The sequence below is a fragment of the Hominibacterium faecale genome (assembly GCF_020734085.1).
Taxonomy (GTDB): domain Bacteria; phylum Bacillota; class Clostridia; order Peptostreptococcales; family Anaerovoracaceae; genus Hominibacterium; species Hominibacterium faecale.
Genome location: NZ_JAJAGH010000001.1, coordinates 381,952 through 397,957 on the forward strand (window position 1 = coordinate 381,952; position 16,006 = coordinate 397,957).

Annotated in this window: 21 protein-coding genes; 20 read left to right on the plus strand and 1 reads right to left on the minus strand. The window is 49.0% G+C overall.

All coding sequences use genetic code 11. The features are described from left to right. The first annotated feature begins 319 nt into the window (after positions 1-319). From vanR to LG211_RS01780, 11 genes are all read left to right on the plus strand, one after another. Positions 320-1,012, plus strand: a complete 693-nt coding sequence (vanR, locus tag LG211_RS01730) for a VanR-ABDEGLN family response regulator transcription factor (protein ID WP_148395658.1) — start codon at positions 320-322, stop codon at positions 1,010-1,012. Further along, on the plus strand, positions 1,002-2,030 hold the full coding sequence (locus LG211_RS01735; protein WP_227754737.1) for a sensor histidine kinase: 1,029 nt from the start codon (positions 1,002-1,004) through the stop codon (positions 2,028-2,030). Before vanR ends, LG211_RS01735 begins: the two co-directional genes overlap by 11 nt. 511 nt (positions 2,031-2,541) lie before the next feature. After that, on the plus strand, positions 2,542-3,267 hold the full coding sequence (locus tag LG211_RS01740) for a polyphosphate polymerase domain-containing protein (RefSeq protein WP_269476916.1): 726 nt from the start codon (positions 2,542-2,544) through the stop codon (positions 3,265-3,267). 19 nt (positions 3,268-3,286) lie between these two features. Continuing rightward, positions 3,287-3,961, plus strand: a complete 675-nt coding sequence (locus tag LG211_RS01745; RefSeq protein WP_148395660.1) for a DUF4956 domain-containing protein — start codon at positions 3,287-3,289, stop codon at positions 3,959-3,961. Positions 3,962-4,000: 39 nt separating this feature from the next. Continuing rightward, positions 4,001-4,666 (plus strand): DUF4956 domain-containing protein, encoded by a 666-nt coding sequence (locus LG211_RS01750; RefSeq protein WP_269476917.1) that lies wholly within the window; start codon positions 4,001-4,003, stop codon positions 4,664-4,666. Positions 4,667-4,733: 67 nt separating this feature from the next. Next, a complete protein-coding gene (locus tag LG211_RS01755; RefSeq protein ID WP_269476966.1) occupies positions 4,734-5,402 on the plus strand; it encodes a sigma factor in 669 nt (222 codons plus the stop codon). Then, positions 5,392-6,414 (plus strand): anti-sigma factor domain-containing protein, encoded by a 1,023-nt coding sequence (locus tag LG211_RS01760; RefSeq protein WP_148395661.1) that lies wholly within the window; start codon positions 5,392-5,394, stop codon positions 6,412-6,414. Before LG211_RS01755 ends, LG211_RS01760 begins: the two co-directional genes overlap by 11 nt. Positions 6,415-6,471: 57 nt before the next feature. After that, complete coding sequence (locus LG211_RS01765; protein ID WP_269476918.1) at positions 6,472-7,239, plus strand: MerR family transcriptional regulator; 768 nt, start codon at positions 6,472-6,474, stop codon at positions 7,237-7,239. A gap of 73 nt (positions 7,240-7,312) precedes the next feature. After that, complete coding sequence (locus LG211_RS01770; RefSeq protein WP_253021177.1) at positions 7,313-7,975, plus strand: alpha/beta fold hydrolase; 663 nt, start codon at positions 7,313-7,315, stop codon at positions 7,973-7,975. Continuing rightward, positions 7,972-8,712: an AzlC family ABC transporter permease gene (locus tag LG211_RS01775; RefSeq protein ID WP_253021178.1), complete on the plus strand. Its 741-nt coding sequence runs from the start codon at positions 7,972-7,974 to the stop codon at positions 8,710-8,712. Before LG211_RS01770 ends, LG211_RS01775 begins: the two co-directional genes overlap by 4 nt. Beyond that, a complete protein-coding gene (locus LG211_RS01780; RefSeq protein ID WP_253021179.1) occupies positions 8,709-9,035 on the plus strand; it encodes a branched-chain amino acid transporter permease in 327 nt (108 codons plus the stop codon). The genes LG211_RS01775 and LG211_RS01780 overlap by 4 nt, the downstream gene beginning before the upstream one ends. On the opposite strand, the gene LG211_RS01785 is transcribed toward LG211_RS01780, so the two are convergent. Further along, positions 9,025-9,768 carry an acyl-[acyl-carrier-protein] thioesterase gene (locus LG211_RS01785; RefSeq protein ID WP_269476919.1) on the minus strand — a complete coding sequence of 248 codons (744 nt, stop codon included), beginning with the start codon at positions 9,766-9,768 and terminating at the stop codon, positions 9,025-9,027. The two genes, LG211_RS01780 and LG211_RS01785, sit on opposite strands and share 11 nt — an antisense overlap. Before the next feature lie 140 nt (positions 9,769-9,908). Here LG211_RS01785 and LG211_RS01790 point away from each other — a divergent pair, with 140 nt between their 5' ends. From LG211_RS01790 to LG211_RS01830, 9 genes are all read left to right on the plus strand, one after another. After that, entirely contained in the window at positions 9,909-10,151 is a 243-nt protein-coding gene (locus LG211_RS01790) for a hypothetical protein (protein WP_148395665.1), read from the plus strand. Positions 10,152-10,292: 141 nt separating this feature from the next. Next, positions 10,293-10,649, plus strand: coding sequence for a YlxM family DNA-binding protein (ylxM, locus tag LG211_RS01795; RefSeq protein ID WP_227754728.1), 357 nt, complete (start codon positions 10,293-10,295; stop codon positions 10,647-10,649). A 10-nt stretch (positions 10,650-10,659) separates the two neighbouring features. After that, positions 10,660-12,000 carry a signal recognition particle protein gene (gene ffh / locus LG211_RS01800; RefSeq protein WP_148395666.1) on the plus strand — a complete coding sequence of 447 codons (1,341 nt, stop codon included), beginning with the start codon at positions 10,660-10,662 and terminating at the stop codon, positions 11,998-12,000. Positions 12,001-12,075: 75 nt separating this feature from the next. After that, positions 12,076-12,315 carry a 30S ribosomal protein S16 gene (gene rpsP, locus LG211_RS01805; protein ID WP_148395667.1) on the plus strand — a complete coding sequence of 80 codons (240 nt, stop codon included), beginning with the start codon at positions 12,076-12,078 and terminating at the stop codon, positions 12,313-12,315. A gap of 17 nt (positions 12,316-12,332) precedes the next feature. Continuing rightward, entirely contained in the window at positions 12,333-12,563 is a 231-nt protein-coding gene (locus tag LG211_RS01810; protein WP_148395668.1) for a KH domain-containing protein, read from the plus strand. A gap of 427 nt (positions 12,564-12,990) precedes the next feature. Then, positions 12,991-13,488 (plus strand): ribosome maturation factor RimM, encoded by a 498-nt coding sequence (rimM, locus tag LG211_RS01815; protein WP_269476920.1) that lies wholly within the window; start codon positions 12,991-12,993, stop codon positions 13,486-13,488. A 9-nt stretch (positions 13,489-13,497) separates the two neighbouring features. Then, positions 13,498-14,241 (plus strand): tRNA (guanosine(37)-N1)-methyltransferase TrmD, encoded by a 744-nt coding sequence (trmD, locus tag LG211_RS01820; RefSeq protein ID WP_148395670.1) that lies wholly within the window; start codon positions 13,498-13,500, stop codon positions 14,239-14,241. A gap of 52 nt (positions 14,242-14,293) precedes the next feature. Beyond that, positions 14,294-15,286 (plus strand): biotin/lipoyl attachment domain-containing protein, encoded by a 993-nt coding sequence (locus LG211_RS01825; protein ID WP_148395671.1) that lies wholly within the window; start codon positions 14,294-14,296, stop codon positions 15,284-15,286. Positions 15,287-15,301: 15 nt separating this feature from the next. After that, the gene (locus tag LG211_RS01830) at positions 15,302-16,006 is read left to right on the plus strand and encodes a YggS family pyridoxal phosphate-dependent enzyme (protein ID WP_148395672.1); all 705 of its coding nucleotides are present in this window, start codon (positions 15,302-15,304) and stop codon (positions 16,004-16,006) included.

Sequence of the window (16,006 nt, forward strand, 5' to 3'; positions counted from 1 at the left end):
CTTGGCTAACCGTTTTCAACGGTGCGCCTTTCTTGCTTTTATTATATAAAAACATAAAACAAATTACAATGCTATTTTACAAAAAAGCATACGACATTCCCCATTACTTGCAGCTTAGCCGCAAAGCTGGGTATCGTGATACTTTTCCCTATTCTTCTGCTCCTTTGCCCTAACGATCCCGCCGGCAGCGCCCTCTCCCGGGCAAACCTGCAGGGCCCGGAATTCGGGCCCTGCTCTTAAAATTTGCTTAATTTCCAGAAAAAAGTGGTGTGGAAAGGGCGGCCTCTGTAGTACAATATCAAAAGGAGAGGTGATTAGCATGGACATGAATATATTGGTAGTGGACGATGAGAAGGAGATCGCGGATCTTCTGGAGTTGTACTTAAAAAACGACGGCTACAAAGTATCCAAATTTTACAGGGGAAAGCCGGCGCTGGAATGTGTGGAAAATGAGAAAATCGATCTGGCGCTTTTGGACATTATGCTCCCGGATATCGATGGACTGGAAATTTGCAGGCGCATCAGGGAAAATCATAATTTCCCTATCATTATGCTTACGGCCAAGGGAGAAGAGCTGGATAAAGTGACCGGCCTGACCATGGGCGCCGATGATTACATCACAAAACCCTTTACTCCGCTGGAAGTAGTGGCCAGAGTCAAAGCTCAGCTGAGGCGGTTTACCCAGTACAACAAAGGAACATCGGAAGAAAATGTGCTGACGATCCGCGGGCTGCTATTGAATCGGGATACCCACGAATGCCTTCTCAACGAAGAGCCGGTGGACCTGACGCCGACTGAATTTGCCATTCTTTGGACCCTGGCCGAAAACCAGGGAAAGGTGATTACATCCGAGGAACTGTTCAGCACTGTCTGGCAGGAGAAGTATTTTGAAAACAGCAACAATACCGTCATGGTCCATGTGCGGCATCTTCGGCAGAAGCTGAAGGATTCTGCCGAGCGGCCCAAGTATATTAAAACCATCTGGGGAGTAGGGTATAAAATTGAAAAATAAGAAAAAAGTCGTAGTAAAAATTATCCTGATCGGAGCGGCTATTGCAGTGACGGCCTTGATTCTTGCCCAATTCATCGATTCCTTCGGCAACGGCGTTTTCAAGGATTGGTTTTACAACCGCTTCATCGAACAGATCGCCGTAGATGAGACAACCAGTTACTCGGTCTTTTATAATTGGGCTGGATTTAAAAGCTTTATCATTATCGTGGTTGTGGTGGCGCTGGTGGTGGTTAGCACGGTGATTATCCTGATTATGAATTACTCCAACAACCGGAAATCTCAGGAAATGAAAAACACCATCGAAAGTATGCGTTTGAAAGGGCAGCGCCACGAGCAGTTGCTGCAGATGGAGTCTCAACGCAAGAGCGATTTGATTACCTATCTGGCCCATGACATGAGGACGCCGCTGGCATCCATCATCGGTTATCTGAGCCTGTTGGATGAGGTGCCGGAAATGCCTGCGGAGCAAAAGGCCAAATATGTGGGCATCACTCTGGATAAAGCCTATCGCCTGGAACAGCTCATTGAGGAGTTCTTCGATGTGACCCGCTTTAATCTGCAGACGATCGTGCTCACCAAGCAGAAGCTGGACTTAAAGCTGCTGCTCCAGCAGATGGCCGACGAGTTTTATCCATTGGTGGAACCGGCCGGAAAATCCATTGAGGTGGAAACGCCTGATACGCTCATTTACAATGGGGATGGGGACAAGCTGGCAAGGGTGTTCAATAATATTATCAAAAATGCTGTCACCTACAGCTATGAAAATACGGTGATCCGCATCGCAGCCAGGCAGGAAGATCGGATTATCGTCGAGGTGGCCAGCCATGGCGATCCCATACCAAAGCATCAGCAGGAGCAGATTTTCGAAAAGTTCTTCCGGCTTGATTCTTCCCGGTCCTCCCAGACAGGGGGCGCGGGCCTGGGACTTGCCATCGCCAAGGAGATCGTGGATGCCCACGGCGGAGATATTTCCGTGCGCAGCGACGAGGAAGAGACCGTGTTTACAGTGAAGCTGTGACCTTTGCGCCCATCGACAGGGCTGTTTTTAAGAAACGGAACTTTCGCATCAAGAGAAGCTATCGTTCTGCACTCGAGGCTGAGCCAATTCCGTAAAACTACATATGAATACGAAGGGGCTGCTGTATGAAATGAATTATATTTCATGCAGCAGCCCTGTTTGTTTGCGGGAGTGCGCCAGGCAGCACAGGTTTTTCTTTTTTACGCAAGTTTCAACGCCAGGCGCTTTCAACTTCGTCTTGAGGCCGTGCAGGCCGCAAGTTGCCCAGATCAGGCATCGCAACCCCACAACTTTGCGAAAAAATTAAATCCTTTAATAAAATTTTCCTGATTATATTAAACGGATTTCTCTGCTGTCAGAACTGTCTCAGCCGGCCTCCCCTGTCAACCGGCCACAACCAGCCGCCGCTGATGTGGACCGAGTCTCAGAATCAAAAACGAAATCTTTTTGCCAAAAAGGGCCCCAAACGAAAAAACCACCTCGTATATTATAGCGAGAGGAGGACCTACCCATGTCGATACAAACAACGCCGAAACCAACGGTTCTGTCCGTTGCCCGCAAAGAAGTGAAATATCTGCTCTCCCTTGCGGACCGCCTGTATATACTCGATGCGTTGGACCGCATCCTGGTTCCCGACACATACGGAGGCTACAACGGCTACACAGTGCGCAGCGTCTATTTTGACAGCATCGCCAACGATGATTACATAGACAAATCCGAAGGAGCGGCAGAAAAAAAGAGGATACGCGTCCGCGTGTACCACCCCCAGGATTCAACCGCAAAATTTGAACTAAAGCGAAAATACTATGGACAAGAATTAAAAGAGAGCCTGGTGATTACAAGGGAAGACGCAAAAAAGCTGTTAAAGGGTGATTACAGCGTTTTGCTGTCATGCCAGAGCCAGATGGCCAAGTACGCCTACAAGCTGATGACCTCCAGATTGTACCGGCCGGCGGCCATGATCGAGTACGACCGCAGAGCCTACACCCATCCCCACTTCAACACCAGAGTGACGCTGGACAACAACCTGCGATACTGCGACTTCAACTATAATTTGTTTGATCGCAGGCCCAATTTCCAAGCCGGCATGGCGGCCGACCAGACCATTCTGGAAATAAAATACGACCGTTTCTTATTTAAACAAATCCAGCAGGTTCTGGCTGAATGCGATTTAACAAAAAAACCGCCCAGTAAATTCGGCACCTCCAGGCAGCTGCTGCGCCAATACTACTATTGAAAAGAAAGGAAGCTTTGAGATGAATACGTTTTTAAACAGTTTTACAGGACAAGCGGCAGGCGGAGCAAGCGGCAGCCTGCTGACACCATCCCATCTGGCCGTCAGCCTTATGGCGACCATGCTCCTGGGAGCGATTATGTTTGCCACCTATCGCGCCTGCCACGATTCACTGACTTATAACAGAAAATTTAATATTACCCTGCTGATGATCGCGCTGATTTCCACGATTCTTTTGGCCTTGGTCCAGGACAACCCGATCCTGTCTCTGGGCGTGCTGGGATCCCTGTCCATCTGCCGCATACGGACGAATACGAAAGACCCCAGAGACATTGGTTTTGTGTTCTGGGCGCTGGCAATTGGGATTTCCTCCGCAGTAGGAGCTTTTATTGTGGGCCTGGCAAGCACGGCGCTGCTGTCCATGATACTGATCCTTTTTAACCGCAGCGTCAGGGAGAGAAAGGCAGTGACCATGGTCGTCCGGGGCGCCAAAGCCCAGGTGGACCGGGTGCAGGAGGTTTTTCAGGAAACAAAAGGCAGCTCCATTCAATGCAAAAATGTGTTTGCCGATACCTTTGAGCTGGTTTATGAATTAAAAGTGCCCTGCAAGGAAGAACAGCAGCTGCTTTCCATGTTCAGTACCATGGAAGGGATCCATGATGTGAACGTACTGGCGCCCCAGAGCAAAGTGGCGTGAGGACCGCGTACAATCATTCGCAGAGAAAGGAAAACAGATATGACTACACAATTTCAAGAAATGATCAGCGGACTGACAGGCGGCACTGGGACAATGGGCGAAATGATGGCAAGCATGGGCGCTGCCCTGCTCTTTGCCGCAATCATGTGCACCGCATACCGATTTGCCAACGTTAAAATGAACTTTCGGCCCCAATTCGCAGTGACCCTCATCGTGCTGGCCTTTGTGTCCACGATTTTGATGAATCTGATACAGAGCAATCTGGCGCTGTCCCTGGGAATGCTGGGAGCATTGTCGATTGTCCGCTTCCGTACGAATATTCGCGATCCGCGGGACATTGGATTTATTTTCTGGAGCATGGCCATCGGCATCGCGGCTGCCACCCAAAGTTATGTGATCGGGGCCATCGGATGTCTGGTGCTGTCGGTGATCATGATCGTTTCAAAGAACAAAACTGGGCTTCAGTCTCCCATGCTTCTGGTCATCCGGGGCAGCAACACGGATATCGAGCAGATCCAGGGCGTTATGGACCGCGCTCCAGGCCAAAACAGAGTCAAGGCAAAAAATGTGCTGGCAGAATCCTTCGAGCTGGTGTATGAAGTTCAGCTGCCTCAGAAGGAGGAAAATGGCATGATCCTGGAGATCTTTGAACTTGGAGGAATCGACAGTGTGAATTTATTGGCGCAAAACGCGCAAATGGGTTAGAATAATATGAAGGTATAAGCAGCAGACATTTGTGCAATCGGCCGGATCGCAGAAAATATTGAAGGTGATGACATTGATTCCAGGTGAGAAAATAGAAATTGACAATTTACAAAATCTGATCGAAAACCATATGGCATTTTTGATTCGAACCGTCAGCGGAGTGACAGGACGGTATGTTTCAGTTGAAAACGATGAAGAATTCAGCATTGCCCTGTCCGCATTCGCAGAAGCGGTTGAGAAATATGACCCGGAACGGGGGAATTTCCTTACCTTTGCCAGACTGGTCATCGAAAGCAGGCTGAAAACCTTTTTATCCAGAGAGAGCTCGCGCCCCAGGCACGCTTCGCTGGAACAGCTGCAGGAAGAGGGCTATGACATTTCAGAAGAAGAGGAGAACGATGCCGGTCTCCACGAAGAGATTCTGGCCTATCGGAAAGAGCTTTTTAAATTCGGACTGACCCTGGAGCGGCTGGCGGACGAAGCGCCCAAACACAGCGACACCAGGAAGACTGCCATACATATCGCCGATACGGCCAGCAAGGACGAAGCGACCGTGGAAACGACTTATCGGAAAAAGAAGCTGCCGATCCGGCAGGTGGCGCGCCTTTCCAATGTTACAGAGAAGGTAGTAAAACGAAGCAAAACGTTTATTCTGGCGGCAATGATCGTCTTTGTCAAACGGTTCCCAAAGCTTTGTTATTGGATCAAAACAGCGAGGTGCACGGATGTATTATAAAGTAATGGTTTTAGAGATAAAGGCCGATTATTGTCTGGCTATGGCAGATGACGGCCAGGTCCTGCGGATAAAGAAAAAAGGTGAAATGAAGGAAGGGGACTGCATTTACGTTCTCAATGAAGACCTTTATTCGGGCAAGCCGGAGGAGCAGCCGGAAAAAATGCAGGCCATCAAAATATCAAAAAAGACCCTCAACTCCATCATCGCCGTCGCGGCCGCGCTGATGCTGTGTCTGTCCGCGCTGATCATACCCAGGATTACAGATAAGGTCTATGCCGTCGTTTCCGTCGACAGCGGCGTGAGCCTGCAGGTGCAGCTGGATGAGAAATACAAGATCCGCAAAGCGGTTTCTTATGAAGGTTCCGTATCTGAGGAGCAATTAAAGGAGATCAAGGGTCTGCAAATAGATGAGGCGGCAGAAGAGCTGGGGGTAAACCAGCCGCAGACAGGAAATACCATACTGATTGGGTACGCACTGGAAAAGGAAAATGACCAGCAGCAGGAAAGAAAGCTGAAAACCCATCTTCAAGAGCTGTTTTCTACGGATGAAGCGCTATATTTGAAAGGCAGCAAAAACGATATCAAGCAGGCAGAGCGGGATAAACAAACACTGGGCCTGTACATTGCTCAAAAAGCGCTTACCGAAGATCAAATTGAAGAGGTTGTGGATGATATGAGCAGGGAAGATGTTCTGGAAATGGTGAAGAAGCAGCCGGCGCTGATGAAAAATGATGCCGTAAGAAAAGCTTTGGAGAAGGACGAAAAGGCAGCTAAGAAAACGAAGAAATCCAACCAGCGCAAAGTAGAAGCCGATGATGACGACGACTATGATACGGATGACGATGATGACGCTGTCGAAAGCAAATCAAAGGCTGCTGCCCCCACATCGAAAACGGACAAGAGTAAAAAGCCGACAGCCGCACCGCAAAAAAACAACGACGATGATGGCAATGACAATGATACGGATGCAGATGATGAAGCCGAGTCTGATGATGAGGAAGAAAATGATTAAAAAGATTGACCTTTACGCAGCGTCAAAGCCTATAATCACATTTGTAAGGAGGAAAGGATGATGGAATACACGATCAAAGAGCTGGCGGAGCTGGCCGGAATCAGTACGAGAACGCTGCGCTATTACCATCAGATCGGACTGCTCGCTCCGGCCAGGATCAGCCGGGCAGGGTACCGCATCTACGGACAAAAGGAAGTGGACGCCCTTCAACAGATTCTGCTGCAGAAGAGGATGGGAATGGGGCTTTCCCAGATCGGGAAAAGTCTGCAAATGTCCGATGAAGATAAAGTGCGTGTTATGGAAGATCACCTGAAAAGCCTTCTTACCGAAAAACAACAGCTGGAGATCATGATCGACAATGTGAGCAAAACGATCAAGCGTAAGAAAGGAATGATAACCATGACCGATCAGGAAAAGTTTGAGGGCCTGAAAAGGCAGCGGATCAAGGAGAATGAAGAAACCTACGGAGCTGAAGCCAGACAGCGCTACGGCGATGCTGCCATCGATGCCAGCCAGAAGAAAATGCTGAATCTGACAGAAGAGGAATATGAGCGGATGCAGCGTTTGGAAGAGGAGATCAAAGAACGTCTTGCCGCCGCTGTGAAGGCGGGCAAGCTCCCCGCCGGCTCCGAAGGCAAAGAAATCGCCGCTCTTCATAAGCAGTGGATCTGCTGCAGCTGGCAGCACTATACCAGCAAGGCCCACCTGGGACTGGCGGAAATGTATACGGCGGACGAGCGGTTCAAGGATTACTACGATGCAAAAGCCCCAGGCTGCGCCCAGTTCCTGAAAGAAGCCTTAATCGCACACGTAAAAGAGCTGTAAAGAAAAAAGCCGGACTTCCCTTTCCCCCGCTTATCGTGTAAAATGATACATGATTAAGAAAGGCGGAGTCGGCATGTATATCAAAGTAAACGGCGTTGAGCTGTTTTATGAGAAAGAAGGAAGCGGTCCTCCCCTTGTGCTGGTGCACGGAAATGGGGAGGATCATTTTATATTTGACCAATGCGCAAAAGTCCTCAGCGGATCGTTTACGGTCTATCGGCCGGACAGCCGGGGACACGGAAAAAGCAGCCGGGTGCCAAAGCTTCATTATCAGGACATGGCCGATGATATGGCCTTGTTTATCAAAGAATTGGAGCTTTCTCAGCCGTTTTTTTACGGCTTCAGCGACGGAGGGATCATCGGGCTTCTCGTGGCATCTCAGCACCCGGACCTTTTGTCCCGGCTCATGGTCAGCGGAGCAAACTTAAATCCCAAAGGACTGAAAGCGCCGATCTATTGGTTTTTCCGCACGCTGTTTCTCTTTAAAAAGGATCCGGCCATGGAAATGATGCTCACCGAGCCTCATATCGGCAAAGGGGATTTGGAGCGGATTTCCATACCGGTGTGGGTCACCGCCGGGCAGCGGGATATGATTCGGGAATCCCATACCCGGGAAATCGCGGAGCAGATAGCGGATAGCAGGCTGATGCTGCTCAGCGGCCAGTCCCACGGTTCGTATGTGGTACACAGCACCAGGCTGGCCCAGATTATCAAGGAGGCAATGGAAGAAAATTGAACAGCAATCATGAAAAATTTACAGCGCTGAAGGCAGCGTTTCCACATACCATTCCCATTCTCACCGGGTTCACGTTCCTGGGGCTGGTCTACGGAATGCTCATGGCCAGCAAGGGATACGGAGCCGGGTGGTCTCTGCTGATGAGCATGGTGGTATTCGGAGGGAGCATCCAGTATGTGGCGGTGACCCTTCTCACTGCGGCCTTCAATCCGATCCAGGCGCTGATTTTGAGTCTGACCATCAATGCCAGACACTTGTTTTACGGAATCTCCATGCTGAAAAAATACAGCGGCACGGGAAAGCTGAAATATTTTTTGATCTTTGCGCTGTGCGACGAGACTTATTCCCTCACCAGCACCAAAGAGCCTCCAAAAGGCGTGAGCGCAAAATGGTTTTATTTTTGGATCACGGTTTTGGATTATGCCTATTGGGTGATCGCATCCTTTGCCGGCGGTCTTTTGGGCAGTCTTGTTAAGTTGGATCTGGAAGGGCTGGATTTCGTGCTGACGGCGTTGTTTGTGGTTTTGTTTTTAGAACAATGGAGGGAAAAAGAAAAACGCATTCCTGCGGTGATGGGCGTAATCTGTTCGGTGATCTGCCTGGCGGTTTTCGGAGCGGATAATTTTATCATCCCGGCCATGATCCTGCTGGCGGTCAGTCTGCTGGGCGGCAAGAGCAAACTATCAAAAGCGTATCATTTAGAAAAGACATCAGAAAAGGCAGGTGACGACCAATGACCATGCTCCAGCTTTTGATCATGATAGCGGCCCTTGCGGCAGGGGTTATGATCACCAGGTTCGTTCCTTTTGTCCTTTTCCCGGAAAACCGCAAGGTACCCAAAATCGTGGAATATTTGGGCAGCGTGCTCCCGCCGGCGGTCATCGCGCTGCTGGTGGTCTACTGTCTGCGCAATGTGGATTTCCTTCACGCCAGCTTCGGCCTTCCGGAGATTGCGGCGATCCTGGCAATCTGCGGGCTCCATGCTTGGAAGCGGAACAGTCTTCTCAGCATTGCAGGAGGAACGATCCTCTACATGGGGCTGCTGCACCTTATCGGGTAGACGCCGCATTCTTTTCTTTTCCGCGGAATTCCACGTTGGCATAAACCTGGCCGTGTGGCCCTTGTAGAGAGATCATCCAAATACCGGGGGCCGTTTGATAACGGAACGGATGAATACGATCGCCGTATTTTGCAGCGGTCTTGTATTCGATGCGGCAGGCTTTGATTTGAAAGTTTTCGGGCAGGTATTCTTCTGCGATATCGAGGTAGCGGGCGTTGTTGATATGATGGTTGTGATCGATGTAATGGCGGAGCACCGGCGCGGGCGCAAAGACTTTTTCGCAGGGGCCTTTGGGGACGGACACTTTCCGCGGCAGATATTCCATATCCGGGAATTTGGGATCCAGAGGCACCGTTGCCATCACATCCTTGGGCATGACGGTGGCGCCGCCTTTGTTCAGATCGATGAAAGCGCCGCCCGCATAGCTGGCGATCAAAAGCTCGCCGGCTTCATTATATATGAGGGTGTTTCGATAACCGTAAGCTGCCCGGAACTGGTAGATGGAGGTGCGGATGGTCAGCTTGTCCCCATAAAAGGCCGGCTGGAGCAGGTCGATCTGACGGGAAATGAGAAACATGGTGATGTGGTGTTTTTTGAAATATTCCGTCAGCTGTTTTTCGCTGTCCAGTTGAAAACAGCAGCAATCCTGCATAAAATCCACGGCCGCAGACAAACGCAGGGTTCCGCTTGTATCCAGATGGCTGCTGCCAACGGTTCTCGTAATTTCAAACATCGTGAAAACTCCTTTCTGACTTCACTGTCTTTTATCATACCCACCAGCACTTTTTTTGTCAAATTTGATTAAAATCAGAATTTTCTGGTTTATGTGGGACGGACAGGGTATAATGATTACTATGAAGGAGGTACTGTGCAGTGGGAAAAAAATGTTATCGATGCGGTTCGGAGAATTTGATCAAGGTAATTCCGGCCAAAGCACTGGTGATCCCGGAGCTGAAAAAGGAAGTGGAGGACGGGCTGGCGGAAGTGGATTGCGGATGCTCCGGCTTTCAGACCGGGCACCGGACCAAATGCCGGGATTGCGGCTTCATGTGGGATTACCTGACAGAGCAGCAGCTGGAACGTCAACTTGCGGAAAAAGAAAAAGAGCAGCCATGATTTGTGAGCTGCTTTTTTCGTAGCGGAACTGTTTTGTAAAAATGCCGGATCGTCAACCAAAAACACTTGACAAGAGGAAGCTTTTCCGATAAACTAACCAAGTGTCAAGCAAAAGGACTTGTCGATGAAGGGAAAACCAGTATGAAATTGGATGAAATCACACAGATCAGCCTGCTCCACGATTTTTACGGGCAGCTGCTTACAAAGAGACAACAGGAAGTCATGGAACTGTATCATGAAGAAAACTTGTCCCTTTCCGAGATCGCCCAGGAGTTTTCCATCAGCCGGCAGGGCGTGCACGACGCGCTGAAAAACGCGGAAAAAGCATTGCTGGACTATGAACAGAAATTACGGCTTGTAGAGAAGTTTCAAAAAAGCAGACAGGCCATTCATCAGATAGACGGGATCATCGATGAGATGGTGGCTGAGAGCCGGGACGAACAGCTGACCGGAAGGCTCAGGAGCATAAAAACCATCATCGATGAATTGGATCAATAGGAGGAAGCCAATGGCATTTGAAGGATTATCGGAAAAACTGCAAGGCGTCTTTAAAAATCTGAAGGGAAAAGGTTCCCTCACCGAAGCGGACATTAACGACGCCATGCGTGAAGTAAAGCTGGCGCTCTTGGAAGCGGACGTTAACTTTAAGGTGGTAAAAGAGTTCGTCCAGTCGGTAAAAGAAAAAGCTCTGGGTGAAGAGGTTATGAAGAGCCTGACTCCGGCGCAGCAGGTCATCAAAATCGTTGACCGGGAGCTGACGGAGCTGATGGGCGGAGCTGGCAGCAAGCTGACCTATTCCCCGAGAGGGTTTACGGTGCTGCTGATGGTAGGCCTGCAGGGTACCGGTAAGACGACGACCTGCGGCAAGCTGGCCAATTATTTGAAGAACAACGGCAAAAAGCCCATGCTTTGCGCCTGCGATATTTATCGTCCGGCGGCCATCGACCAGCTGGAGGTGGTGGGTAAAACGGTGGATACGCCCGTATTTACCATGCGGGACTGCAAGGAACCGGAAAAGATCGCTCTGGCTGCTATGAAAGAAGCCGAGCTGAAAGGTTATAATGTATTGATTGTCGATACGGCAGGACGGCTGCAGATCGACGAGGCTCTGATGGAGGAACTGGTTACCATCAAGAAAGCGGTTAAACCCCATGAAATTTTGCTGGTTGTGGATGCCCTTACCGGTCAGGACGCGGTCAACGCTGCCGAAGGGTTTAACGAAAAGCTGGGCATCGACGGCATCATCATGACTAAGATGGACGGCGACTCCCGGGGCGGTGCGGCCCTGTCGGCCAAAAAGGTTACGGGAAAACCGATCAAGTTCGTGGGTATGGGCGAAAAGTTCGATGCTTTGGAGCCATTCCATCCTGACAGAATGGCCAGTAGAATCCTGGGAATGGGCGATATGCTGACGCTGATTGAGCAGGCGGAGAGCAGTTATGACGATCAGCAGGCAGCTGCTCTGGAAAAGAAAATCCGCAAGAACCAGTTCACGCTGGAGGATTTCCTGGATCAAATGGGCCAGATCAAAAAGATGGGCGGAATCGGCAAGCTGCTGGGCATGATGCCGGGTATGAATTCGGCGGCCATGAAAAACGTCAATATGGCTCAGAGTGAAAAAGAGTTCGTTCAGATGGAAGCAATCATTCAGTCCATGACCAAGGATGAGCGGGAGAACCCCAATATTCTCAATGCCAGCAGAAGACGCAGGATCGCGGCGGGCAGCGGCCAGCCGGTAAGTAAGATCAACACTTTGGTAAAGCGCTACACGGAAGCAAAAAAGATGATGAAGCAATTTACCGGAAAAGGCGGGAACAGCCGCATGAACCGGATGTTCCGGGGAATGTAAACGTTTAAACATGCTTAGAATTCAGGGAAATCTTGAGTTTAAAATATAAAATGAATTTTTTAGGAGGAAGAAGAAATGGTAAAAATCAGATTAAAGAGAATGGGTGCGCACAAGAAACCTTTTTATAGAGTCGTTGTTGCAGACTCCCGCAGCCCCAGAGACGGAAAGTTTATCGAGGAGATCGGCTACTACAATCCGCTGACGGATCCGGCTGATATCAAAATCGATGAAGAAAGAGCGAAAAAATGGTTAGGTGACGGCGCCCAGCCGACGGATACCGTCAGAAGCCTGTTCAAAAAGACCGGCATTTTATAAGAAAGCGGTGAAAGTTGATGGTAGAATTGGTTAGCGCAATTGCGAAGTCACTTGTTGACAATCCTGATGCTGTAGAGGTTACGGAATCCGCAGCAAGCAAGACCACTGTGATCCAGCTTAAGGTCGCGCCTGAAGATATGGGCAAGGTCATCGGAAAGCAGGGAAGGATCGCCAAAGCGCTCCGCACGGTCGTCAAGGCTGCGGCAACAAAGGCAGGAAAAAAAGTCGTAGTTGAAATCGTTCAATAATGACAGATTGCAAATCGCAAAGATAAGGCACATCCTCCCGCAGGCGGGAGGATGTGCTTCAATTATATTAGGCGCCTGCTTATCGGATGACGGGTTAAGGCAGCCTCAGCAGTCTGGGCCCCGGAGGGCTTGCAAGAGAGGAATCGCCATTTTTTCGAAAAGATAGGAAAAAATTTGAGAAATTTACGCATTTTTCAACGGTTGAGCGGCTTCGAACTGGAGCCGAAGGAGATGCGGCCGCTTTCCCGCAGAATGATGGCCCGCAACCCCACAAATTTGCGTAAAAAATGAAAAATCTCATGATAATTTTCCGGGTTCCAGGCCCCGGCCCCGTGCCACACCGGACCGGCCCCCGGGCCGGGGGCCAAATCCCAAACTGAGAGCCCCGGGCAAATAATACCAACCACAACATTTTAAAAGGAGAGACATGGAGAAAATCATCATTGGAAAAATTGTCAACGCAGTGGGACTGAAAGGCGAAGTGAAAGTCTACTGCTATACAGACAGAAAAGAGCGCTTTGAAGAGCTGGAGCGGGTATACGTGGAAGACACACCATTCCCCATCGCAAACGTCCGCTACCAAGCCAACGTGGCGATTCTGAGACTTGAGGGCATCGACGACCGCAATCAGGCAGAAGCCCAGAAGGGAAAAAATGTATCCATCCTGGAATCCGATTTGGAACGGCTGCCAGAGGACACATATTATGTGCGGGATCTTTTGGGGATCGCTGTAGCTGATGAAGAAGGCCGCGTCTTGGGCAGCCTATCAGACGTGGTGCAAAGCAGCGCACAGGATCTATACGAAATCAAGCTGGAAAGCGGAAAGAAGATTTTGCTGCCCGCGGTTAGGGAATTTGTTCTTTCCGTCGATATGGAAAACAGAACTATGAACGTCAAATTGCCGGAAGGCCTTTTGGACCTGTAGAGGAGCGTTATGAAGATAGATGTTTTGACCCTTTTTCCGGAGATGTTTACTGCCGTAACTGACAGCAGCATCCTAGGGAAAGCAGGTGAAAAAGGTCTGCTGGATATCCGGCTGACCAATATCAGAGATTACAGTACGGACAAGCACCACAAGGCGGATGACTACCCATTCGGCGGCGGAGCAGGCATGGTCATGCTGGCCGACCCGGTTTTTCGAACTATGGAAGCGATCGGAGCCAGTGGAAAAAAGACTATCTACATGTCCCCGCGGGGGAAGATGCTTGACCAGAATATGATCCGCAACCTGGCTGGAGAAAAGGAACTAGTCATTCTCTGCGGCCACTATGAAGGCGTAGACCAGCGGATTTTGGATTATTGGAATATGGAGGAGATCTCCATCGGCGACTATGTTCTCACAGGGGGAGAACTGCCCGCCATGGTATTGATCGATTCAGTTGCCAGAATGATTCCGGAGGTCTTAAAGAGCAGCCATGCGGCGCTGGATGAATCCATCTATTCCGGACTTTTGGAGTATCCTCAGTACACCAAGCCGAGAGAATACCGGGATTTACCGGTGCCGGAAGTTCTGGTAAGCGGGGATCATAAAAAAATCCATCTTTGGAAATTCGAACAATCCCTGCTGTTGACAAAAGAGCGGAGGCCTGATCTTTTTGATCAATTTATAGAAGGGAAACCTCAACTATCAAAAGAGGAGAAGAAAATCTTAGAGAAAATATTGGAATTACACACCTAGTACATTGAAAGAAATATGTATTTAGTGTAAAATGTACTAGTGGAGAGAGATTATGGCGAAAAAAAATAGGAAACCTATATATATTTTTATTCTTGCACTGATCATACTATATGTTGTTATTTACATCATTCCTAAAGTAACGGGCGTTTTTGAAACTACAGAAACGCTCAAGGCCGGCACCCTGCAGGTGACAGAAGAGGCAACCTGTTATTTTGTCAGGGAGGAAACGGTATATGAAGCGGGAAGCGCAGGAAGCCTCGATTACCTGATCGATGAGGGTACACATATCAGGAAAGGCACCAAAGTCCTCAAACTTACGGAGGACAAGGCCAAAAGCGAGGAAGAGACAACCGATAAGTCCGATTACAAGGATATCATTACCAGGCTTTCGGATTATGTGGTGCGGTCTGCGGACTGCAAAGCCCAGTCCAGCGGCATACTCAGTTATTACATCGATGGATACGAACATTATTTTTCTCCCAGCACCATGGACGAGCTGAAGTATGAAAAAGTGGAGGACCTGAAAGTAAAAGCAAAAGACACAAAAAGAAAAAGTACTCTGGAGCGTGAACCAATTTTTAAAATCTGTGATAACGACAACTGGTATATGGTCTGCTGGGTGGAAGCTGCCAGCATAGCCAAATACCAAGAGGGAAAAGCGGTAACGATCCAGCTGCCGGAAGGGGATGTGCAGGCTACTGTCCGCAGCATCAAAGAGGACGGAGATCGATGGAGAATTATCTTCCGTTCTAATCGCTATTATGAAGCTTTTGCTAAGAGCAGAGTTGAAGAAGCAACGATTGTTTCCCAGGACTATAACGGATTGATCGCCAAGAGCAAAAGCATTACTACAAAAGACGGAAAGCCGGGGGTGATGGTCAGACAGACCAGCGGTGAATACGCCTTTACACAGGTAAAGGTCATTGCCAGCGATGGAGAGTATACTGTGCTGCAGGATGTTTCCTTTATCGATGAAAACGGCAATTCCGTAAATACCGTCAATGTTTACGATGAAATATTGAAGAATCCCGGAAAGGGAACTTGATGAGGAGATGTGAGCATGCAAAGGATTAAAGAGAATATTGCCAAGATTAACGGGTTGAAAGCTGCTGCTGCTGAAAAGACCGGACGCAGCGGTGATGATATTCTGCTGGTGGGAGTGACCAAAACCCGATCTGCAGATGAGATCAACGAGGGTATCGATGCGGGGCTGACCGATATCGGAGAAAACAAAGTTCAGGAAATTATGGATAAATACGACTTTGTAAAGCCTGTCAGATGGCATATGATTGGACATTTGCAGACAAACAAGGTAAAATATATTATTGATAAGGTTTCGATGATCCATTCGGTGGATTCGTACAAGTTGGCGGAAGAAATCAATAAAAGGGCGGGTCAGCATGGTATTACTATGGATATCCTGATTCAGGTCAATTCCGCACAGGAAGAAAGCAAGTTCGGTATTTCCATGGATGAAACCGAAGAATTGATCCGGACAATTATAGAAAATTGTGCCAACATTCGGATCAGGGGACTGATGTGCATCGCGCCTTTTGCAGAGGACCCAAACGATGTGCGCATCTATTTTGCGGAAGTAAAACGATTATACGATCAATATGGAAAAATCGATCACGAAAGGCTCGACTTCCAATACCTTTCCATGGGAATGTCTCATGATTTCGAGGCTGCCATTCAGGAGGGTTCGAATCTGATTCGTGTGGGAACAGCCATTTTTGGCGAAAGAGATTACAGCAAACAGAAATAA